General features: G+C 45.5%; 21 protein-coding genes and 1 pseudogene. 11 read left to right on the top strand and 11 right to left on the bottom strand.

Annotated elements, in window-relative coordinates:
- Positions 1–691 precede the first annotated feature (691 nt).
- On the top strand, positions 692–1000 hold the full coding sequence (locus JGK39_RS23775) for a DUF1830 domain-containing protein (protein ID WP_293254546.1): 309 nt from the start codon (positions 692–694) through the stop codon (positions 998–1000).
- 76 nt (positions 1001–1076) lie between these two features.
- Entirely contained in the window at positions 1077–1430 is a 354-nt protein-coding gene (locus JGK39_RS23770) for a hypothetical protein (RefSeq protein ID WP_293297558.1), read from the top strand.
- 85 nt (positions 1431–1515) lie between these two features.
- Here JGK39_RS23770 and JGK39_RS23765 read toward each other — a convergent pair whose 3' ends face one another.
- A complete protein-coding gene (locus JGK39_RS23765) occupies positions 1516–1869 on the bottom strand; it encodes a DUF6464 family protein (protein WP_293254552.1) in 354 nt (117 codons plus the stop codon).
- A 201-nt stretch (positions 1870–2070) separates the two neighbouring features.
- A complete protein-coding gene (locus tag JGK39_RS23760) occupies positions 2071–2802 on the bottom strand; it encodes a sucrose-phosphate phosphatase (RefSeq protein WP_293254555.1) in 732 nt (243 codons plus the stop codon).
- 310 nt (positions 2803–3112) lie between these two features.
- Here JGK39_RS23760 and JGK39_RS23755 point away from each other — a divergent pair, with 310 nt between their 5' ends.
- On the top strand, positions 3113–3472 hold the full coding sequence (locus tag JGK39_RS23755) for a hypothetical protein (protein ID WP_293254558.1): 360 nt from the start codon (positions 3113–3115) through the stop codon (positions 3470–3472).
- A gap of 475 nt (positions 3473–3947) precedes the next feature.
- On the opposite strand, the gene JGK39_RS23750 is transcribed toward JGK39_RS23755, so the two are convergent.
- Together JGK39_RS23750 and JGK39_RS23745 are read right to left on the bottom strand one after the other, a co-directional pair.
- Positions 3948–7292 carry a PAS domain S-box protein gene (locus tag JGK39_RS23750; RefSeq protein WP_293254561.1) on the bottom strand — a complete coding sequence of 1115 codons (3345 nt, stop codon included), beginning with the start codon at positions 7290–7292 and terminating at the stop codon, positions 3948–3950.
- Positions 7293–7630: 338 nt separating this feature from the next.
- Positions 7631–8293, bottom strand: a complete 663-nt coding sequence (locus JGK39_RS23745; RefSeq protein WP_293254564.1) for an HAD family hydrolase — start codon at positions 8291–8293, stop codon at positions 7631–7633.
- Between the two features lie 207 nt (positions 8294–8500).
- Between JGK39_RS23745 and JGK39_RS23740 the strand changes: the two genes are divergently transcribed.
- Positions 8501–9286 (top strand): Uma2 family endonuclease, encoded by a 786-nt coding sequence (locus tag JGK39_RS23740; RefSeq protein WP_293254567.1) that lies wholly within the window; start codon positions 8501–8503, stop codon positions 9284–9286.
- Positions 9287–9587: 301 nt separating this feature from the next.
- Entirely contained in the window at positions 9588–11396 is a 1809-nt protein-coding gene (locus tag JGK39_RS23735) for an aspartate kinase (RefSeq protein ID WP_293297560.1), read from the top strand.
- 312 nt (positions 11397–11708) lie between these two features.
- On the opposite strand, the gene JGK39_RS23730 is transcribed toward JGK39_RS23735, so the two are convergent.
- Complete coding sequence (locus JGK39_RS23730) at positions 11709–11876, bottom strand: hypothetical protein (RefSeq protein WP_293297562.1); 168 nt, start codon at positions 11874–11876, stop codon at positions 11709–11711.
- A 262-nt stretch (positions 11877–12138) separates the two neighbouring features.
- Between JGK39_RS23730 and JGK39_RS23725 the strand changes: the two genes are divergently transcribed.
- The 3 genes from JGK39_RS23725 (at position 12139) to JGK39_RS23715 (ending at position 15942) form a co-directional block, all read left to right on the top strand.
- The gene (locus JGK39_RS23725) at positions 12139–12519 is read left to right on the top strand and encodes a hypothetical protein (RefSeq protein WP_293297564.1); all 381 of its coding nucleotides are present in this window, start codon (positions 12139–12141) and stop codon (positions 12517–12519) included.
- A 139-nt stretch (positions 12520–12658) separates the two neighbouring features.
- A complete protein-coding gene (locus tag JGK39_RS23720; protein WP_293297566.1) occupies positions 12659–15514 on the top strand; it encodes a WD40 repeat domain-containing protein in 2856 nt (951 codons plus the stop codon).
- A 191-nt stretch (positions 15515–15705) separates the two neighbouring features.
- Positions 15706–15942, top strand: coding sequence for a hypothetical protein (locus tag JGK39_RS23715; RefSeq protein WP_293259767.1), 237 nt, complete (start codon positions 15706–15708; stop codon positions 15940–15942).
- Here JGK39_RS23715 and JGK39_RS23710 read toward each other — a convergent pair.
- From JGK39_RS23710 to dcm, 4 genes are all read right to left on the bottom strand, one after another.
- Complete coding sequence (locus JGK39_RS23710; protein WP_293259764.1) at positions 15921–16286, bottom strand: DUF5615 family PIN-like protein; 366 nt, start codon at positions 16284–16286, stop codon at positions 15921–15923. The genes JGK39_RS23715 and JGK39_RS23710 overlap by 22 nt on opposite strands.
- On the bottom strand, positions 16261–16614 hold the full coding sequence (locus tag JGK39_RS23705) for a DUF433 domain-containing protein (protein ID WP_293259761.1): 354 nt from the start codon (positions 16612–16614) through the stop codon (positions 16261–16263). Before JGK39_RS23705 ends, JGK39_RS23710 begins: the two co-directional genes overlap by 26 nt.
- A gap of 234 nt (positions 16615–16848) precedes the next feature.
- Positions 16849–17229, bottom strand: a complete 381-nt coding sequence (locus JGK39_RS23700; protein ID WP_293259758.1) for a nucleotidyltransferase domain-containing protein — start codon at positions 17227–17229, stop codon at positions 16849–16851.
- A gap of 121 nt (positions 17230–17350) precedes the next feature.
- Positions 17351–18316 carry a DNA (cytosine-5-)-methyltransferase gene (dcm, locus tag JGK39_RS23695; RefSeq protein WP_293259755.1) on the bottom strand — a complete coding sequence of 322 codons (966 nt, stop codon included), beginning with the start codon at positions 18314–18316 and terminating at the stop codon, positions 17351–17353.
- A gap of 404 nt (positions 18317–18720) precedes the next feature.
- Here dcm and JGK39_RS23690 point away from each other — a divergent pair, with 404 nt between their 5' ends.
- Entirely contained in the window at positions 18721–19104 is a 384-nt protein-coding gene (locus JGK39_RS23690) for a DUF4346 domain-containing protein (RefSeq protein WP_293259752.1), read from the top strand.
- A gap of 60 nt (positions 19105–19164) precedes the next feature.
- Here JGK39_RS23690 and JGK39_RS23685 read toward each other — a convergent pair whose 3' ends face one another.
- Positions 19165–19887 carry a TPM domain-containing protein gene (locus JGK39_RS23685; RefSeq protein WP_293259749.1) on the bottom strand — a complete coding sequence of 241 codons (723 nt, stop codon included), beginning with the start codon at positions 19885–19887 and terminating at the stop codon, positions 19165–19167.
- A gap of 167 nt (positions 19888–20054) precedes the next feature.
- Between JGK39_RS23685 and JGK39_RS23680 the strand changes: the two genes are divergently transcribed.
- Together JGK39_RS23680 and JGK39_RS23675 are read left to right on the top strand one after the other, a co-directional pair.
- Positions 20055–21242: a transposase gene (locus JGK39_RS23680; protein ID WP_293259746.1), complete on the top strand. Its 1188-nt coding sequence runs from the start codon at positions 20055–20057 to the stop codon at positions 21240–21242.
- A gap of 45 nt (positions 21243–21287) precedes the next feature.
- The gene (locus JGK39_RS23675) at positions 21288–21461 is read left to right on the top strand and encodes a hypothetical protein (protein ID WP_293259743.1); all 174 of its coding nucleotides are present in this window, start codon (positions 21288–21290) and stop codon (positions 21459–21461) included.
- 227 nt (positions 21462–21688) lie between these two features.
- Here the strand turns inward: JGK39_RS23675 and JGK39_RS23670 are convergent.
- Positions 21689–21899 (bottom strand): annotated as a pseudogene (locus JGK39_RS23670) (hypothetical protein); the annotation flags it as partial.

Below are 21899 nucleotides of genomic sequence, written 5' to 3'. Positions count from 1 at the left end.
GCCATCACAAGATTGACAAAACTTATATTGCCGATGCCAGCTCAAATTCACTCATCTTTCTAAATGCTGTTTTCTGACTTTTTCAGCAAGCCCTATTTACACGTAGATTTTCATTTTTATAATTTACTGACTGTTTTCAGTGTAAACCCTGAGATTTCACCGATACTCCTTAATGCAGCGCAGTTGGTTGGGGGAAAACCGGGTTTCTCCCTAAGTGTTATAACTCATGCTTTGGCCAAAGTATATTAATTTAAAACAATGATAGTCTTCATAATTTCCTCATATTTTTCAGATAATGTTTGTAGCAGGTTATTAAGCTGAAGGTCTCACTCTCAGCAGCATCCGGCTGCCAAAGAACAAATCTGTTGTCAGCAGAGTTTGGATAAGTGACGGTACTTTCGATTTTAAGGAGTGCGACAACACAACCAACCTGAATCAATCAGGGGCTAGGTACTGCATACCACGCAAACTGGATTTTTTAACCGGGAAAAACTGGTTTCGGTGCAAGTCTTGTAAGTGTTGGCAGGGAAAATCAATCAAAAATAAATTCATAACTGAAGATGCGATTCGCGCTCTCGAATAAAGTCCAGAAAATAAGTCGGTCATTTTGTCAAGAGCCAAAGTCACAATTGCCACGAATAGGTAAAGCGAAATTGGAGTAAGTTTTTTAAAGAGTGTGGAGATTTTTCAAATGTCATATCAGCTATCTTCTAAAGGTAACAACCAAATCTTGTGCTACTACGCAAATGCTACCAACCAAATTCAGGTGGTTCGGATTGGGAATATTCCTAATTGGTATTTTGAAAGAGTGGTGTTTCCCGGGCAGAGACTGATGTTTGAATCGGCGGCAGAAGCAGTATTAGAAATTCATACCGGCGCGGTGGCAAGTGCTATTTTATCGGACAAGATTCCGTGCTACGTGCTGCGGGTTATAGAAGAGGTAAGTTTTGACGAAAATCTGATTGTTACCGAAAAAAAATGTGCGGTATTAGCCTGCTAAGATTCAGGAGAAATCAGACGAACTCGATCGGGGGCAACAAATAGCTAAGTTCAGTAGTATTTGGGAAATAGGTAAAATGCAGAAAAATCTTGTCAATATCACCTTGGGCGTAGTCACAGAGGAAGTAGAAATTATCTTGGGGTCTTATCCCAAATATCCGTACCAAGAGGCTTTTTCATACTCGGGCTTGCGGCAGGATTTAATTGCTTATGTGCTGAGCCGAGTTCCTAATAAATATACTGCGATCGGCTCCGGCGAGTCTGTGTCGAACCAGACAATGCAGGTTCGCTGTTCTTCAGAACAGTTGCTACAGATTGAAAATTTGATTCATACTGGCATTTGCGATTTGCTGCATTCCTATCAGAAGGTAGATTATTGCCTTCGGGAAGAAGTTAAATTGGATTCTAGAGTCGCTAGTTGGTTTAGATAGTTGGCGGTAATTGAGGGAGATACCGAGAGCTTCGGCACTCTCGATCGCCCGATCGAGCTAAAATTGTCTGTGTACTCGATCGCGTTCAGCACTTTTGGTAATCGTGGCAGCCCTCGCAGGGGCCGTTGGGGTTGACTGCACAGCGCAAAATTTCCGATCGAGCGTTAAAGCGGCAGCTAGCAGCTCCGATAACCCAGATGCCGCTGACAAACGTTCTTTCCGTCGGCGGTGCGGCAGACTGCACGTACAAGGCAATTTTTTGCAGTTGGTAGCGCCCGGATTTGAGTTGATAGCGGTGGTGGCGTTCCAAGACAGCGTAGGTTTTTCCCTCTAAATCCAGATAGTTCCCCGGTTGCGGCGTCCAATTCAGCCGAATGTTCCCTAGGGATTGGCGGGGGTGAGAGAGAATCACCTCTACGGGTAAAGTATTTTGTTCCATGTGCGGTGCGGCAAGCGAGTACAAGCTGATGGTATCGCAGTCTCCGTGTTTGATCGTTCGGACTTCAGTCCTCTGATTTTATGAGGACTGAAGTCCTCACGCTCGATCCTTGTGTCCCTGTTTGATCGTTCGGACTTCAGTCCTCTGATTTTATGAGGACTGAAGTCCTCACGCTCGATCCTTTAACGGCATTTTATGCCATCAAAATTCCCAAAAATAAGTCATTCCTTCCATGATTCCCCCAGCGCAAGCAGAGCCAGCTAAATAATGATTTTCAGTGCCGCATTCGCGATACCATGCTAAGAGTTCGGACATCGCATTAGCAACGATTACTCCGGGAACATCCTGTTCAAACATACTGATATCATTGCCGGAATCGCCACAAACTAATGTAGCCTCCGATGGAATTTGCAGGAGCTGTTGTAAATAAGTTAGGGCATTCCCTTTATTGCTAGTTTTTGGTAAGATATCTACGTCGCGATTGCTGCTAAAAATTATTTGAGCTGACAGTCCCGATGCGGTTAATTTTTGCTGCAAGGTCTGGATAATAGAGCTGTTTTCTGCTGCTGGTTCCAGACAATAACTGATTTTCCAAGGATTTTGTTCTGTTAGGGATTGGGGTTTAAGCTGCTTAAATTGTTGAGCTAAAGAGGCGATCGCTATTTTATCCCAATCTTGAGAAATATATTGGGCCCAATCTAAATCTAGGGTTCCGTTTTGGTAAATCTCGCTGCCTACACCTGCGATCGTATAATCGGGGGCTAGGAGTTGCTTTTGGGAAATTAATTCGCAGGTTGAAGCATGGGAACGCCCGGTAGCGTAAACTAAACAAATTTGCGATCGCTTTGATTGCAAGTGCTGGTTTAAAAGTTGAGTTGCTGCGTCGTCTCCGACTAATGTGTTGTCTAAATCTGTCACTAATAAGAATTTCATTTTGGGAATTGGGAATTGGGAATTGGGAATTGGGAATTGGGAATTGGGAATTGGGAATTGGGAATTGGGAATTGGCTGGAAACCTTTGTATCTCTCGCTTATAGCAAGGGTCTAGATCCCCCTAAATCCCCCTTAATAAGGGGGACTTTGAATGTTTCTTCTCCCCCCCCTTAGGAAGGGGGGTGCCAGGGAGATCGGGGTAGAATTGTCAAACACTAGACCCACAGTACATAAGACGTTAATTTGACACCAATCGGTAATTGGAAAGTGGTCAATTTTATAATAAAATTATCTTAGTTTTTGCGATATTTTGTGGGTTTGTGGTGCGGCTGGGGGCGTCAAGCCGCCACAATGGGTCAAATTCAGGATAACTCAAGTCCAGAAGTTGCGCGATCGAGGGAGTTTGTCAGATGAAAGGCTGATGGGGGTTGAGGTTGAAGTGTCGCAGCTATGGGTTCCAAGGGCTGGCGGATTGATTGAAGGGTCGATCGAGCTTTACGACAAGATACAGCACGCGGGCGATCGTAGTAACAGCCCTAAAAGAAAGGGGGCAATTCGTAAATTGCCCCCAAATGAGTTAGAAATTACAAACTTTCCTCAGTCTGAAAAAGCTACTGAAGTCGGTACAGTGCCGAAATTAGCAGTCAGACTGACACCTCTGATATCCTGAGTATACAACAAGGCGCGACAGAATTCATAAGGACTTGGGATTTGAGATTTGGGAATGACTGATAGGGTGTCCGCTGGATTAACCCCACTACAAAAGGTTCGTAGTGCGGACTTCAGTCCGCAGCATTTTACAGACCCAAGTCCGCACTACAAACCATTTTTGTAAATTACCCGCTATCAAGAAGGTTCGATCGTGAGGACTTTAATGATATGATATCGTGTCGGATCGATTACCATAACAAACACGGTTAGTAGTGCGGACTTTAGTCCGCAAAAAGCTGCGGACTAAAGTCCGCACTACTAACCTTACTTATTATTGCGGTTAATCTAGCGGACACGAGATCGAATCTCAATTAATAGCTGTAAAATAAACCAGCAACTGTAGGTCAGTTATTAATTCTTACAGAATCAATTATTCCCATTATTTAACGATCTAAAATTACCATTTCCCCAGGTACAAAGTCGATGAAACGAGCTTATCTAATTGGAATTTCGATTATAAATTCAGTACCTTTACCCGGTTCCGATATGCACTGCAATTTTCCCTTGTGTTTTTCAACCACAATTTGATGCGAAATTGATAAACCCAAACCGGTGCCTTTACCTACGGGCTTTGTGGTAAAAAATGGGTCAAATAAACGCACGATATTATCTTGAGGAATTCCCGGGCCGTTGTCTGCGATGCGAATGCAAATTCTCTTGTCATCAATCATTTCAGTTTTAATGGTGATTGTTGGACAACTTGAATTTGGTGTCTTTTTGGCTTGGCTGCTGCTTTCTTCTAAAGCGTCGATCGCATTTGCCAAGATATTCATGAATACCTGATTTAACTGTCCGGGATGACATTGTATTTGCGGCAGTTCTCCGTATTCTTTAATCACTTCAATGCCCTGCCAGTGTGCCTTGGCTTTCAGCCTGCTGTTCAACATTAACAAGGTACTTTCTAAACCTTCGTGTATGTCGGCAGGCTTGAATTTGGCTTCGTCCGCCCGGGAAAAATTGCGTAGAGTTTGAATTATTTCTACAATTCTCTCGCATCCTGTGTGCATCGAATTTAGCAATTTTGGCAGGTCTTCTGCTAGAAATTCTAAGTCTATATCTTCAGCTTGTTTCTGAATTTTGGCTGGGGGATTCGGACATTCTTCTCGATACATTTGCACGATGTCTAGCAAGTCGAGAACGTAGCCGCGGACGTGGCAGAGATTGCCTGCGACAAAGCCAACTGGGTTGTTAATTTCGTGGGCAATTCCTGCTAGCACTTGTCCGAGGGAAGACATTTTTTCGGTTTGGACTAACTGCATTTGAGTTTGTTGTAATTCGCACAAAGCTGTTTGCAATTCTTGGGATTTTTGCCGATCGCGATCGGCAGAAGCAGCCCGTTCTTCCTCAACTCCGATCGCCCCAGCAATAATTCCGATCAGCTTGCAGTCGGCTTCTGTGGGCGCGAAAGACTCGGTGTAGACAACGCACATCACACCCACGTAATCGTCGCGCAGCCGCACTGCTTGCCCCAGATAGCTTTGCAGTTGGTAGCGGATGACAGCGGGATCGATTTGGCCGTAGATCGTGTTCTGCAAGTCAGAAATGACCACGGGCCGATCGCTGGCTTGGTGGCATACGTCGGTGCAGACGTGGTTCTCGGCGCGATCGACCTCCGGGTAATCCGGCGGCGTTTGCCAAGTTGCGATCGCGCGCAGCAGCCCGCCTCCGACGCGGCTGTAGATGGCGCTGCTGCCGCCCAAAAGCTCGCCGGCTAAGGATGTCAGCCGCTGGATGTTGTCGGCGGCGTCGGTGGTGAATCCCAAAAAGCACTCGTTGATTTTGCTGAGGCGGTACTCTGCTTGCCTGCGCGCCGTCATGTCGCGGGAGTTGAGCACAATTCCGCTCACAGTGGGGTCTGCTAGCAAGTTAATGCCGACTCCTTCGAGAAAACACCAAGAACCGTCAGCGCGCCGGAAGCGACCTTCTAGGGCGATCGGATCGGCTGGATTTGCGATCAGTTTTTCGCCGTCGGACATCACCGAGGGCAAATCGTCTGGGTGGACGAAATCGAGAGCAATTTCACCGACTATTTCCTCTGGTTCGTAGCCCAAGACTGTTTCTACAGAAGGACTTTCGTAAACAATGCGACCGCAGGCGTCGAGAATGGTAATGATGTCGGAACTGTTGAGAATTAGCGATCGCCACTTAGCCTCATTTTGCACTAAAGCTGATTCGGCAAGTTTGCGATCGGTAATATCCTCCACCATTTCTAGAATAAACTGCGGCTTTCCGTGACTGCTGTCGATCGCAGAAGCGCTGAGGCGTCCCCACCTAATGCTGCCGTCGCAGCGGAGGTAGCGCTTCTCGATTTGGTAAGCTTGGCGTTCGCCATCGGCCAACTGTTGGCGCAAAGGGCGATCGGCCTTTGCGTCTTCTGGGTGCGCCCAGCCGTCGAGGCTTACTCCGCGAAGTTCGGCGGACGATCGCCCCAGCATAGCTTGAAATGCCTGATTAGTGGCGATCGCAACGCCTTCGAGGGTAGCGACTGCCATGCCGATCGCAGCGCGTTCAAAAATCGCCCGAAACCGCTGTTCGCTGTCCCGCAAAGCCGCCTCTGCTTCCACTTCCTGAGTGATGTCCCGCCCCGCCACTGCCATGCCTTTGCGGGAACCGTCGGGGTTGAACAGCGGCACTTTCCGCACTTCAAACAAATTGCTGCCGCCTGTGGGTAAGGGGACAACTTGGCGGGTGCAAGCGAGAGTGGCTGCTTCCCAGGTAGTTTCGTCGGTTTCCTGCCAAGTTAGCAGGATTTCTCTGACTCTGGGATCGGCTGCGGATGCGAGTTCGGCAGTAGTTTTGCCCTGATAGTCTGCGGTATCGAGGCCCAAAAGTTGGAGGGCGCAGTCGTTAGCAATCAGCCAGCGCCCCTCGCTGTCTGTGAGGTTGAGGGCGTCGGGCACGGCGTCGATCGCGGTTTTCAGCCAGTATTCTCGATCGCGCAGGGCTGCTTCTGCCTGCTTGCGATCGGCGATTTCGGCTACGGTTCCTTCGTAGTAAAGCAGTTCGCCGTTTTCGCCCTCTACTTCGCGCACGTTTTCCGAGATCCAGGTAGTGCTGCCGTCGAGGCGGATAACGCAGGACTCAAACTCTTTCAGGGAGCCGACGCGGCTGATTTCGGCGATGAATTCAGCGCGGCGGGTGCGATCGGCATAAAGGTTGTTTGCCGAACATTTTGCGATCAGTTCTGACGGGGAATCGTAGCCGTACATTCGGGCGAGTGCGGGGTTGGCGCTGAGGTAGCGCCCGTCTGGGGCGGTTTGAAATATACCTTCTGTGGCGTTTTCAAAGATGCTGCGGTATTTTGCCTCGGCTTGAGAGAGGGCGAATTCTGCTTGAAAGCGATCGGTAATATCAGCTTGGACGCCAATGAAGTGGGTGACGGTGCCGCTGCTGTCGCGCACCGGGGAGATGGTGAGTTCGTTCCAGAAGGGGGTGCCGTCTTTGCGGTAGTTTTTCAGAACTACTTTGCAGTCGTGCTGTTCTTCCAGGGCTACGCGGATTTGAGCGACGGCTGCGCGATCGGTATCCGGGCCTTGTAGGAAGCGGCAGTTGTGCCCGATGATTTCGCTGCGATCGTAGCCTGTAATCTGCTCGAAGGCTGGGTTGCAGTACACTATGGGTCTGTCTGGCAGTGTAGCGTCTGCGATCGCGATGCCGTTGCTGGTAGCTGCCAGGGCGCGATCGTACAGCCTCCATACTTCTTCTATTAAATTCGGTGCATTGCCCCCGCTACGAGTCGGCGATAGGGTTTCAGAAGGAATGTTTATATCGATCTGCATAAGTTTTTATAGATTGAGTTTATTGTCGATCGCGACTGGCTGCACACCCTTCACTTTAACAGAATTGTCCTGTTTCCCGAAGGCAGAAGTTACAAAGCTATTATGCAGATTTTTTGCGGTAAATCCTACCATAAAAAATCCGAACTCCCTCCTTTTAATTTATAATACTTATTGTCGCGCTCACTCTATCTCTGGTATGGTTTACTTGGTGGTCTGCGATCGCGCCATTAATTTTAAAATCCCACCCCAAAAATAGAGCGTCCGGATCTCATGAAATATTTGTCATGAATTTTTTTTAACTTACTTAAATGATTCAAACTCTGCTGAACCAAACCGACTCAAGAATTTTGAACGATCGCAGCAAGTTCCGAAATATCCTCGATCGCAAAAGTCGGTGCTAGGGCGAGACACTCAGCGCGATCGCCATATCCGTAAGCCGCCCAACAAACATCTATCCCAGCATTTTTAGCAAACAGCAAATCAACCGCCGTATCGCCAACCATTAAAACCTGACTGTTATCCAAATCCGGGAACAGCGGTTTAATAATCGAATAAAAAACACTCGGATTGGGTTTTTGAAGAATTTGTCCGTTATCACCTAAAATCAAATCAAAAAAACTGTGAACTCTCAACTTTTCCAGGAACAAATTAACAAAACTAACGTGTTTGTTGCTAAAAACTCCCAGGCTCAATCCCGACTCGCTCGCCAACTGCAATACTTGCTTAGTCCCGGGAAATAAATCGAGCTGCTTTTCACCTTCCGTCCGATAAAAACAGCGGTAAATTTCCACCCATTCGGGAATTGCGCTTTCCTCGATCGCCGGATGCAGCATTTTAAAAGTATTTGGTAAATTGATGCCGATCGTCGATTGAATTATATCCGCATCAGGCGGGGTAATATTGAAATTTTCAAAAGTTTTAGTAATGCAAGATACAATAGCCTTGTGAGTAATTGCCAAAGTGCCGTCGAAGTCGAAAATAATTAACTTGTACTGAGTCATCTTCAGAATTTCCTAGATAGCAACATGAAAATAACCATGATATAATAACACTATCAATCTCGAACTGACCAAGAACTAAGTAGAGCGGCTGTCAATTAAGTGATCTGTGCGGGCAAGCAATTACCAATGCCCAATGCCCAATGCCCAATGCCCAATTACCGATTTTTACTGAATTTAAGATAATCTTTCTACATTCAAGAGGTCAAGATGAATGTCACCGAAAAACCCGAATTCCTAGCAACAGATTTTCCAGACCACACTCAATTACCAGACTCCGACGGTACTTTTGTGAAAAACTTTCAAGAACACCCTCAAAGCATCCTATTAACAACATCAATTAGACCTATTCTCGACCGAGTTCATCCCGACGGACAATACTGCATCGGTCAAGATTCCGGTATTTACTGGCGAGTAGCCCAACCCCCGGAACCGCCAGAAAGAGGAGCCGAAGCACCTGATTGGTTTTACGTACCCGACGTGCCGCCAACTCTTGACGGAAATTTGCGCCGTTCCTATGTAATGTGGCGGGAATTAATGCCGCCTCTCATGGTACTAGAATTTGTGTCGGGAGATGGCAGTGAAGAAAGAGATAGGACTCCAAGAAAAGGCAAGTTCTGGATTTACGAGCGGATAATTCGCCCTGCTTTTTACGGGATTTATGAAGTCCAAAAAGCCCAAGTAGAAGTCTATCATTTAGTCGAAGACCGCTTCGAGTTAGCCGCACCAAATAATCGCGGACATTACCCGATCGCCCAAATACGAGTAGAATTAGGCATTTGGCAAGGAGTTTATCAGGGCGTAGAACTGCCTTGGCTGCGCTGGTGGGATGACTCCGGGACTTTGCTGCCGGCGGCGGAGGAACGAGCAGAACAAGCCGAATTGGCCGCAGAACAAGCGCAGTCTGAAGCAGAACAAGAACGACAAAGGCGCATAGAAGCTGAGTTGCGAATACAAGCTTTAGAAGCGCGTTTGCGAGAGTTAGAAGGCAGCTAATAGGTAGCCAGAAACCGGGTTTTTCAACCAAAATACTCGCCCAAAACCATCAACCTCGTAAAAAATCCGGTTTCTTTGGACTTACGCAGTTGGCGAGAAACCGGGTTTTTTAACCAAATATTCGCCTAAAACCCTTAATCTCGTAAAAACCCGGTTTCTTTATTGGGAGTCCACAAATCTTACCTCCGCTAAGCCCGATCGACTACCAGCCTCAAAAACAAGATCGACATCGGTTGTAATCCAGAATTTGCGTATATTAATGGGTTAAGTAAAGTATTGCATCACTTTTTGTGTAAGTCCTATGGCACTAATTGTTCAAAAATACGGTGGCACATCGGTTGGTACAGTCGATCGCATTCTAGAAGTAGCCCGACGAGTAGTCAAAACAGTACAGCTTGGAAACTCCCTAGTTGTCGTACTTTCAGCAATGGGCAAAACCACCGACGGTTTAGTGAAACTCGCCAAAGAAATTTCCCCAAATCCCAACAAACGGGAAATGGATATGTTGCTTTCCACTGGGGAACAAGTCTCGATCGCCCTGTTAAGCATGGCACTGCAAGAAATGGGACAGCCCGCAATTTCCCTCACCGGCGCCCAAGTCGGGATTGTCACCGAAGCCGCCCACACCCGCGCCCGGATTTTGCGGATCGATCCTTCGCGCATGGAAACCCAGTTAAACAGCGGTAAAGTCGTCGTCGTTGCCGGTTTCCAAGGCATCGCCGACGCCGGAGAATTGGAAATCACCACCTTGGGGCGGGGCGGTTCCGACACCACAGCAGTCGCCCTCGCCGCAGCCTTGCGCGCCGACAAATGCGAAATTTATACCGACGTGCCCGGAATTCTAACTACAGATCCGCGCTTGGTAGCCGACGCGCAACTGATGGACGAAATCACCTGCGACGAAATGCTGGAATTGGCAAGTTTGGGCGCAAAAGTCCTGCATCCGCGCGCCGTCGAGATTGCCAAGAATTACGGCGTGCCGCTGGTGGTGCTTTCTAGCTGGAGTGACGCCCCCGGTACGCAGGTAGTGTCCCCCCCACCGCAGCCCCGGCCTTTGGAGGGCTTGGAGCTCGCAAAAGCGGTCGATGCGGTGGAATTTGACTTGGATCAGGCGGGGGTGTCTTTGTTGCGTTTGCCCGATCGCCCGGGAGTAGCAGCGCGGTTGTTTGGTGCGATCGCGCAGCAAAATCTCGATGTAGACTTAATTATCCAGTCAATTCACGAAGGAAATACGAACGATATCGCCTTTACAGTCAGGCGAAATTCCCTGAATCAAGCTGTGGCGGTTGCAGATGCGATCGTCCCCGCCTTGGGCAAAAATGCTCGCCCAGAATTGGGGGAACCCGAAGTGAAAGCAGAAGAACGACCCATAGCTAAAGTTAGCATTGCGGGTGCGGGAATGATCGGGCGTCCGAGGGTAGCAGCCGAGATGTTTAAGACTTTGGCGGATGCGGGGATTAACATTCAAATGATTTCCACTTCCGAGGTGAAGGTTAGTTGTACGATCGATGCTGCGGAGTGCGATCGGGCAGTTGCCGAACTCTGCAAAGCATTTGATGTCGCCAATTCGCCGATCGGGCTGCATTCATCATCTCATAAACCGCCCGCAGTCAGGGCTGTAGCGTTGGATCTCAATCAAGCGCGTCTGGCAATTCGCCAATTGCCCGATCGACCCGGAGTAGCAGCAAAACTGTTCGGACTCTTAGCAGAAGAAAATATCAGCGTAGATACAATCATTCAATCGCAGCGGTGTCACAATATCGACGGCATATTAACACGCGACATTGCATTTACCGTAGCACAAATTGACGCCGCCGCAGCTAAAGAAGTCCTAGAAAAATCAGCAGTTGAATTCGGCTGGGGCGAAGTCGCAGTCGATACAGAAATCGCCAAAGTTAGCGTAGTAGGTTCCGGGATGGTAGCGCATCCGGGAGTAGCGGCGAAGATGTTTGAAGCGCTTTCGCAGCACAAAATCAACATTCAAATGATTGCGACTTCTGAGATTAAGATTAGCTGCGTTGTGGATGAGGCGCAAGGTGTCACAGCTTTGAAGGCAATTCACGCGGCGTTTGAGCTTTCGGGAAGTGAAAGAATCCAAGTTCCAGCTTAAGTTTTCGGTAGGGACACGGCACTGCCCAAAGCCGTGTCAACTTAAGCCTGAAACCCGCCAGGGGTTAAAACCCCTGTCTAATAGCTAAAGTCCTCTAAAGAGGACTAAAGAACTTATTAGTCCTCTTCAGAGGACTTAAGCTTTGAGGCAGGGGTTTTAACCCCTGACGGACTCTGGGTTTGACGTGTTTGTTGACACGGCTTTGGACACTGCCGTGTTCTTGCGAATATAGAGGAGACGGCAGTGCCGTTTCCCTACAAATATCGATCGGCAACGATCTAAATCCTGACTGCAAATTTGACAGAATGTTAATTAATCGCGCGATAACCACCAAATTAAAGCCCCGATCGCAACTACTGGCGCTGCGGCGGCAACTACTGGTGCGATCGCAATTGATGTTACTGTTCCTCCTACTTTAGCCACAGTCAAAATACCAACTCCACGAGTAGTGGTAGCAATAGTAGTGGCAGATTTTGTCATCTAGTCCGGATGGCTGTTGGGCAATACTTAGCACAGTTTGAGATAGCGATCGCAGGTACGTTGTTGCGCTTGTGCGCTTTTTGAAGTCCGGGGCCTAACAAGTGTACCTCCAAATTCTGTGCTGGCGATCGCCACAGAAAACTATCCACAGTATTGGTTGGGGCATTTTTAACGATTTGTAAATCCAGATGCCATTTTTATAATAAATGTGGTATATTGAACATCTTTGAATCCGATCAACTTCAAACAAATTCAATAAGATATGGACCCAATTACTACAGCGTTTGTGACGACTCTTACTATCCCTGTTGCTAAGGATATTATTACAGACGGTTATCAGGCTCTCAAAGCTGCTTTGAAAAAGAAATTTGGTTCCGAAAGCGATCTTGTGGATGCGATCGAGAAGCTAGAGAAAAAACCCGACTCTGAAGGTCGTAAATCTACACTACAAGAAGAAATAGAAAATGCGAAGGTTAATGACGATACGGAGATTGTTAAATTAGCTCAAGATTTACTCAACCAACTGAAGGAACAACCCGGCGGGCAGGATATCATTAATCAAACTCAAACCAACACTGTAAGTGGGGTGAATGTTGGTGGAGACTTTGAATTTAAGCCCGTTCAAGAAGGAAAGAAAAGTTAAGGAAGCCAAAACCTGATAGCGCTTGGGTTTGACGGAGACTCGACAGACGATCGCAAAGATGAGAAGAAGTGTTAGCTTTAGCTAAATGAACCGCCGAAGCTGCATTTCCGAGCGCGAAAGCCTAGGAAATACAATTACTATGAACCAGCCAATTCCCGAGCCGCAATCTCAGGCACAAAGTAACCTAATTCAAGATACTAATGTTCGGGGTGACTTAATTTTCGCTCCCGTTCAGATAGGGACTAAGATTGAGACTCAAATTGTCCAGATTTCAGTAGCTAAGGTAACGCAGCAGCCGCTAATTAAAACTTCACCTTATCAAGGGCTGAAAAAGTTTAATTTCCAAGATAGGGAGCGTTTTTTTGGTAGGGATAAGCTGATTGCTAGATTGTTCGAGGCAGTGAATAGTAGCAGCAACCTAAGTTTAGTTTTAGGTGCTTCTGGCAGTGGAAAGTCTTCTGTTGTGAGGGCCGGGTTAATTCCTGAATTAAAGAAATCTCTCGAATCTCAAATATTTTATAACTTCATTTTTACGCCTAATCAAGATCCATTTGATTCCCTATATCGTTGTCTACTCAGTGAAGAAAAAGATTATAGTTTCAATAAGTCAGAAGCTGAAATTGCCCTAAAAGCCCAGGCAGATACACTGACTGAAGTGATTGGCACTTTAAAGAAAAATGAGGAACGTTGGTTGATTTTTATCGACCAAGTTGAGGAACTTTTCGCCATTTGTCAAGACTCAGAAAAATGTAAAAACTTTATTGAAGGTATTGTCCGAGTTGCCAAGTCTGGCGATAGTTCTATCAAGATTATCTTAGCAATGAGAGCCGATTTTGTAGAGCAATTGAGTTCTTATCCAGACTTAGGTGGAATTGCCAATCAAAATAATATTCATCTCGTGACAGAGATGTACCCCGATGAACTGCGACAGGCGATCGAGCAGCCAGCAGCTAGACATGGTGTGGTGTTTGAAGAGGGATTAGTTGAACAAATTATTAAAGAAGTTGAAGGACAAAAAGGGTTCCTTCCCTTATTGCAGTACACCCTAAATTTGCTTTGGGAAAGTGAATGTAAAATTATCGGTGCTGATAGTCGTCCTATTATTGAAAGCCGCACCTTAAATAAGGCAAGTTATACAAATTTAGAGGGCGTAAGAGGGGCGCTGCAAAAGCATATTGACAAAATTTATACAGGTTTTAGTGAAGATGAACAGACAGCCACTAAGCAAATATTTTTGAAGCTGGTGAATATTGTTGAAACTGATTCAGGCAGTAAAATAGTTAGCAGACGAGCCTATCGAGATGAATTTGTCGGCGAATCAGTCAACAAGATACTCGACAGATTTATTGATGAAAAATTGCTGGTTAGTAGTAGCGACTCTCTCACAGAAAAAGTGGCGATCGGCAAAAATAGCGATCGCCTGCAACCATCTGGCACTATAGAAATTGCCCATGAAATTTTGCTCTCTTCTTGGGAGATTTTAAAGAAATGGATTGAGCAAGAGCAAGAAGCAATTATTCTCAAAAATTGGTTAGCTAGTGAAACAAGACGGTGGCAAAAAATTTGCTTAGAAAATGAGTCAAAAGCTAATGATGAACTCTTGAAAGGCTCTCGGTTAGTTCAGGTTGAAGAGTTGAGAAGCAAAAATACTTTTGAAAATGTTGGTGGGTTAAGACCAGAGGAAAATAAATTTATTGATGCTAGTGTAGAACAGCGCGATCGCCAAAAGAACCAACAGGAACGCTTAAGAAAGCGGATCATTTTAGGATTAAGTGCTGGCTTAGTCGGTGCTTTAAGTCTATCAGGGTTTGCCGGCTGGCAATGGCGACAAGCCGAAATTACAAAGAGTGATATCATGGCTCGTTCTGCCGATATACTTTTCAGCCAAGGGAAAGAGTTGGATGCGCTGATGGAAAGTTTACGGGCAGGAGTATTGCGGCAACGTCTCAAAGCCGAACCCTCAATAGAGTTGGTAGGTTCTTTACAACAATCAGTTTTAGAGGGAAGAGAACGCAACCGCTTGGAAAAGGATAGCAGTTGGGCTAGGAGTGTCAATTTCAGCCCCGATGGCAAAACCTTGGCTTCTGGCAGTGGTGACAACACCATCAAACTCTGGGATGTCACCACTGGCCAGGAAATCAGCACTCTCAAGGGGCATAGCAATCCAGTTTCAAGTGTCAATTTCAGCCCCGATGGCAAAACCTTGGCTTCTGGCAGTGGTGACAACACTATCAAACTCTGGGATGCCTCCCTCGGCAAGGAAATCCACACTTTCAAGGGGCATAGCAGTTCAGTTTCAAGTGTCAATTTCAGCCCCGATGGTAAAACCTTAGCTTCTGGTAGTGGTGACAACACTATCAAACTCTGGGATGCCTCCATCGGCAAGGAAATCCACACTTTCAAGGGGCATAGCAGTTCAGTTTCAAGTGTCAATTTCAGCCCCGATGGTAAAACCTTAGCTTCTGGTAGTGGCCGGACCATCAAACTCTGGGATGTCACCAAAGGTAGGAAAATCCGTATCCTCAAGGGGCATAGCAGGGCTGTTTGGAGTGTCAGTTTTAGCCCCGATGGTAAAACCTTGGCTTCTGGCAGTTATGACAACACCATCAAACTCTGGGATATCAGCACGGGCAAGGAAATTCACACTCTCCAAGGGTATAGCGGTCCGGTTAAGAGTGTCAGTTTCAACCCCGATGGTAAAACCTTGGCTTCTGGCAGTGGTGACAACACCATCAAACTCTGGGATGTCACCACTGGCAAGGAAATCCGTACTCTCCAGGGGCATAGCAGTTCGGTTAATAGTGTCAGTTTCAGCCCTGATGGTAAAACCTTGGCTTCTGGCAGTGAGGACAAGACAGTTATTTTATGGAATGTGAATTTTGACGATTTACTGGTGCGCGGTTGCGATAAGGTGCGTGCGTATTTGCACAACCCCAGTGCCAATGTCAGCGACAGTGACAGACATCTCTGTGACGGAATTGGTAAAGGTAAGTAAAAGAACAAAAATAAGATTAATGTGTTTTGGGGTAGGTGTCTCACCTGCCCAGTGCGATCGATCGACTGAAAGGAAACAATTGTACCGCCTGATGATTCGGCAATTAATCGTCTTAATACCTGTAAGGTTGTTAACTCGCCTGCCAATCCCAACTCTTAAAATATTATAATTCCGATCGACACCAAAAATTTATGCCATACAGTCAATTCACCACCATCACAAAAGTAAAAGAAGCCTTCAATTTAACCACAGTAGAAGGAATCAGATTTCTCCCTGAAATTGAACCCGTCCCACCCAGTACAGTCTTACAAACTCTATTAGAAACTAACATACCTTGGGCGATCGCGACCAGCACCGAAAAAGCACGATTTTTTGATTTAAGGTCGATCGCGCTTGACAAATTTATTCAAACAATCTCTCGCAAATGAACTATTCGATCCTGATATTCATCATCAAAAGATGCCTCAGCAATAAAAATTAATTGCCGAATATTTTGTCCGATACTTAATTTGGCATTGAGGAGAAAAATGCCTGGAATATGACGATCCTCAGTTAAATGATCTGTTAAATGCACGGGCATCGATTTACGATTGTTCGTCACCAATATAAAGTTATATTCCTCGCACCATTTAAGAATTTCTGGATCTAAAGTTCCCAGACTCGGAGCTTCGGGTTCGCCCACGCACCAAATTATCAACTCGGGATTGCGTGTCAAAATTTCAGTTTTATAGCTAGGATCGACATTTTCATCCAACAGATAATTCAGACTCATTGTTGATTTGTTTAGCTTTTTGTTCCGCTCTCAATTTTTGCAGTCTAGCAATACCAGGTGGAGGGTTTAGCTCTTGTGCTTTAAGTTGCTGGTGGCTCCACTCCAACCAATCAGCAATGTAGTTACTAACGGCTTCTTTATTGTGCAGGTAATAAAGGATAGTAGCATAAACTTGTTCCAAGTTGAGAGACGGATAAGTTTGAGCAATTTGTTCGGGAGTGCGAGCGCGATGGATGAAATCATACAGGATGGTTTCAATGCCGATGCGCGTTCCTTTGACTCGAATATCATCGGGGCGCTGAAAGTCGAAATAGTCTTCGAGCTGCATGGGTGAATAATCCTATTTTAAAATTGGTGAAAATCGATCGATTAATTGATATGATATCATGGGAAAGGCGTGAATCGCAGCTATCTAGTAGGAAATCGCCTTGTTTCTGCCAACCATTAAAGAAACCGGGTTTCTGATTCGAGATTGTCGTATCCAACTAGATCTTGACAGAAACCCGGTTTCTCAGACTTTGGCGATAACTAAAGAGATCGGGTTTCTGCTTTATCAACCCATTCAACTGTTAGCGGATTCATAAATCACCTTTCCTTTTTCGATAATTTCTCGCATGAAAAAATCATTCCAACCAAGACGTTGCTCTACCTCTACAGGGCTCCTGACTAACAAATCTATAGCAAACTTAGGCTGAAGTTTATTTAAGATTTCCCAGGCTTTGCGAAAACTGCTTCCCTCATAAGGTAAAATTACTAATAAATCTACATCCGAGTCATCTTGAGGATTTCCGTAGGCATAGGAGCCAAATAAAATGATTTTTTTCGGCTGAAATTCATTAACAATAGCTTGACTTAATTGCATGATTTCTCGCCTTTTTATTCGCGTTTCTTTAACCAGAATATCATCGCGCTGCTTAAAATTGAAACATTCTTCGAGTTGCATAGGTGAATCATCCTATTTTAAAGTTTGTGGAAATTCACGGGTTAATTGATATTATATCATGTCAAATGCAATTATTCCTTAGTTCGCGCACCATCCTGACTTCGTTTGTACAGACGCGGTTTCAACCGCCGATTAATATTTCTTGCGCGATCGCTTCCACCACCGGCACGCACACAGAATTCCCAATTTGCTTGTAACTTTCTCCAACCTTGGGATGAGTCTTAAAATCTTCAGGAAAACCCATCAGTCGATAACATTCCCTCAGCGTCAGTTTCCTGACAGTGTTAGTTTCTGAAAAATAGATGAAAAACCTGCCGGATGTTTCCTGCGATGGAATTGTCGGATGCACCCCATCTACCGAATAAATGCGATTTGGCTGTCGGTGAACCCTTGACAAATGTTCTGTATTTGGCCTCACGCCAGTTTTCCAAGTACCCTTATTTCTGTAACCTACAAATAACAGCCCCGAAGCTTGTTTTCTCGGATGCTCAATTAAAGTATATTTAGAACTGTCCAAGATTTCAAAATCACCTTGAACGTCTAGAAAATCCCTGAGTTGCGGCGTAAACTTGCTCGGAAGTTGAGAAAAATCGAAGGTTTTTCCCTGAGTTCCAATAATGAATATTCTTTCTCGATGTTGGGGAACTCCAAAATCTTTAGCATTTAATATTTGCCAGTTCACGTTGTATCCCAAACTCTCAAGGCTAGCGATAATTACTTTTAATGTATTTCCCTTGTCGTGATGAATTAAGTGCTTGACATTTTCGAGAACGATAACTTGAGGTTGTTTAATTTTTATGATTTTACAAATCTCGAAAAATAGCGTTCCTCTCGTATCTTCAAAACCCTGCTTTTTTCCGCAAATGCTAAAAGGCTGACAAGGAAATCCCGCAGCTAAAACATCAAAATCATCCAAGTCTGCGGGATTGATTTCTTTGATATCTCCTGCGGGATTTTCTTGAAAGTTCTTGCTGTAAACATCTCGGCATTTGTTGTCGATTTCGCAGGAAAAAACGCATTCAAATCCTGCTTTATCAAAACCTTGTCTGAAACCTCCTATTCCGGCAAATAAATCTATGAATTTCATCTATAATTTAAGATAAACAGTTACTCAGCCCAATCATAACAGATTTTTTTGCTCTCTTCTCCTCCTCTGCGTTCTCTGTGTTCTCTGCGGTTAATTCCTCAATTTTATATCAATCATCAAAAGTGGCAGAGTCCCGCGCCGGACTTAGGCCTTGCCGTTTCCCTACAGATATCCAGTACAATTTGCACTTACAGTCGCGGACGCATAAATACCAAAGAAACCGGGTTTTTCACCGGTATTAAAGGCTTCGATGCAGCATTTTCTTAAAAAAACCCGGTTTCTGCGTTCTTTCTACAGATATCGCGCAGAATGTTGCCCAAAAAACTCCCAAACTTGTCCCGCAGCCCACTAAACTAGAAATAGCAAAACAAACAACAGCTATTATTTACTGCCTTTCCCCAACCATGAGTCAAACCTTGGAAAACCTCACCGCCATCGATGACAAGCTGTCCAAACGCCACATCGACCTCGATCCGGGCGGCTACTTCATCATTTACATCGATCGCGCCACCAGCCTAATTTGCGCCAAACACTTCACCAACATCATCGACGATCGCGGTCTGGCTGTCGATCCCGAAACCGGCAAACCCATCCCCGCCCGCGGCAAAGTAGAACGCACTCAGTGCACGCTTTTTAGCGGCAGAACCGCCAAAGAACTTTGCGTCAAAATCCTAGAAGAAACCCGCCCCAGCCCGGTGACGATGTTCGATCACGCGGCTTATCTGGGACGGGAATTTGTGCGGGCAGAAATTGCATTATTGAACGATCGAGAATACATTCAAGATTAGTCCAAGCATCAACTGTTTAAAAACCTCGCTGTCAACTGTCAACAGTCAACAGTCAACTGTTCAAGAAAAACCTTGATACCAGAAATAAGTCACCATCGGAATCACTGTCGCCAACACCAACAGCACAACCACAATAACTGTGGCATTACCTTGGTCTGTTTCTTCAGCTTTCTTAAACGTGCTTTCCACTTGAATGTTATCAACAACTTCAGGCGCGCCGGGATCTGGTTCGCCGGACATCACAGTTGCAATCCGGGAACTGGCTGCGGAAAATGCCTCGTTGTATTTATTACCTTCCCGCAGAGGCACTTGCACAGTTTCCCCAGCTACACTCTGGGCAATTTCGTCGCTTAGCAGTGATTTTACGCCTTCTCCGGTGCGAATTGCCGCGCTGTTGGTAACAGTGTCGAGAACGAGTAAAATTTGGTTATCCTGGTCTTCTTTTGCGGGAAACCACTGTTCAAACAGTTGGTCGGTGAAAGTAGCTGCCGTTTCGCCGTAGTCTAGGCGGTGGATGGTGACAAACCTGACTTGTTTTCCTGTTTTCTGTTCCAGGGTGTCGAGCACGCTGCTGATGTTGCTTTCGGTGCTGCGGCTGAGTACGTCGCCTTTGTCCCACACCCAAGTTCGATCGCCCGCCGACAACACTGGCATTTCGTAAACGCCCGTCGCCAATGCCGGCAATACCGCTATCTGGGATGCGATCAGGACGATCGCGATCGCCACAGCCGCTGGTTGGAGATAATTTCTCCAGTTAAATAATTGCTTGAGGAGTCTAGTCATGAGGTTAACCGTAAAACTGACTTTTTTCCAAAAATACTATAAAAATCCCGGTAAAATTCATTTTACCAGAAAAATGGGTCTAAAGCCCCGTCCTTATAGGATGGCTTTAATTTTTTGATTGTATCAGCAAGTCATAGTATAATAGAGTAAGTAAATAGCCAGACCAAATGAAAGCAAGGTATCAATACAGATTCTACCCGACCAACCAACAGCAACAGAAATTAGCTCAGTTGTTTGGTTGTGTTCGGGTTGTTTGGAATGATTCCATGGCTCTTTGTAAACAGTCCGAAAAGAAGCCTAAATCCGCCGAACTTCAGAAAATAGTAATCACTCAGGCAAAAAAGACTGAAGAAAGGGCATGGTTAGGCGAAGTGTCGGCAATTCCCCTACAACAATCCATAGCCGATTTGGAAGCAGCATTTAAGAACTTTTTCGATTCGTGTAAAGGAAAAAAAAAGGGGCGTAAAGTTGGCTATCCTAAGTTCAAAAAAAGGACTAACAGTCAATCGGCAAGGTTAACGCGCAATGGCTTCTCAATCAAGGGAGAGGGTGTGTATTTAGCCAAGATAGGGATTGTCAATCCCATCTGGTCTAGGAAACTACCATCAGAACCAAGCTCGGTAACAATTATCAAAGATTGCGCCAACCGCTATTTCCTCAGCTTTGTTGTAGAGATTGAACCCGTTCAAGTCGATGCTAAAAACCCAAGTGTCGGTATCGATCTGGGAATTCAAACTTTTGCGGTCATGAGTAATGGTGAAAAAGCCGAAAGTCCTAACTATAAAAAGTTAGACCGGAAAGTTCGTAAACTACAGCGCAAAGCGGCTCGTCAACCAAAAGATTCCAAAAGAAGAAATGTAACCCGAATTAGAATCGCCAAACTGCACAATCAAATTGTCGATACTCGCAAAGACTTTCTGCACAAATTATCAACCAAGATAGTTAACGAAAACCAAGTAATTGTTTTGGAAGATTTAAACGTGTCGGGTCTGGTCAAGAATCGCAAGCTTTCAAGAGCAATCAGTCAGCAAGGATGGTACGAATTCCGAACTTTGTGCGAGGCTAAATCTGAAAAGTTTGGTAGGGAATTGAAGGTCATTAGTCGCTGGGAACCTACCAGTCAAGTCTGTTCTGATTGCGGATATAAGTGGGGAAAGTTGGATCTGAAAGTCCGATCGGTTCAGTGTCTAAATTGTGGAGCCGAACACGATCGGGATTTCAATGCAGCTAAAAATATAGTTCAAGTCGGGATAGGGCATTGCCACGACTCTAAACGGACACAGAGACAGAGTAAGACAATCTCGGTTGCGTCAGTCGATGAAGTGTCAAGAATCACCGTGGCCCCATCCCGGTGAGTATGTCAAAAAGGTTGGATTATTCAATCTCAGAAAGTCTTCTACGTGGAGGTTTGGGATAGCCACGGGAACCACCATGTCGCCGTCCAAAATGCTAAGACGGAGGAGGAAGCTTTGGAATTGGCAAAAAACTGGATTGACAAGTATGAGTCAAAACCCGGAAGAATGCCGATCGACGTACCGCATCCTTTCGGGGATATGATCGATATGCCATTTTGAAGTCAGTAGTCATTGGTCATTGGTCATTGGTCATTGGTCATTACTTATTGGTCATTACTTATTGGTCATTACTTATTGGTCATTACTTATTGGTCATTACTTATTGGTTGGTTGCTACAAATTACTCATTACCAATAGTCATTAGTTATTGGTTATTGGTTAGTTACTACCAATTCCCAATTACCCATTACCATTTCCCATGACTGCTGGCTTCATCAAGCCGCAGGCTAAGAAACTCCTCGCAATTTTTGAGTATTTTCTACTAAACTCATAGCAAATTCATCGAACCTTTGAGACAGTTTTTCATCTAACAATTTACCGTCGGGACTAAAAGCTTTCCGGTAGTGCCCTGAAGGAAAGGATCGGAGTAAGCTATAATTAGAGAAGTGTTTCCCATAGCGTGATATGACATTAGAAATTAGTTGCCCTAATTGTTGC

This window comes from Microcoleus sp. PH2017_12_PCY_D_A (genome assembly GCF_020738565.1).
In the GTDB taxonomy this organism is placed as follows: domain Bacteria; phylum Cyanobacteriota; class Cyanobacteriia; order Cyanobacteriales; family Microcoleaceae; genus Microcoleus.
The sequence above is the reverse complement of the archived record's forward strand: the minus strand, read 5'-3'. Positions and strand labels throughout refer to the sequence as shown.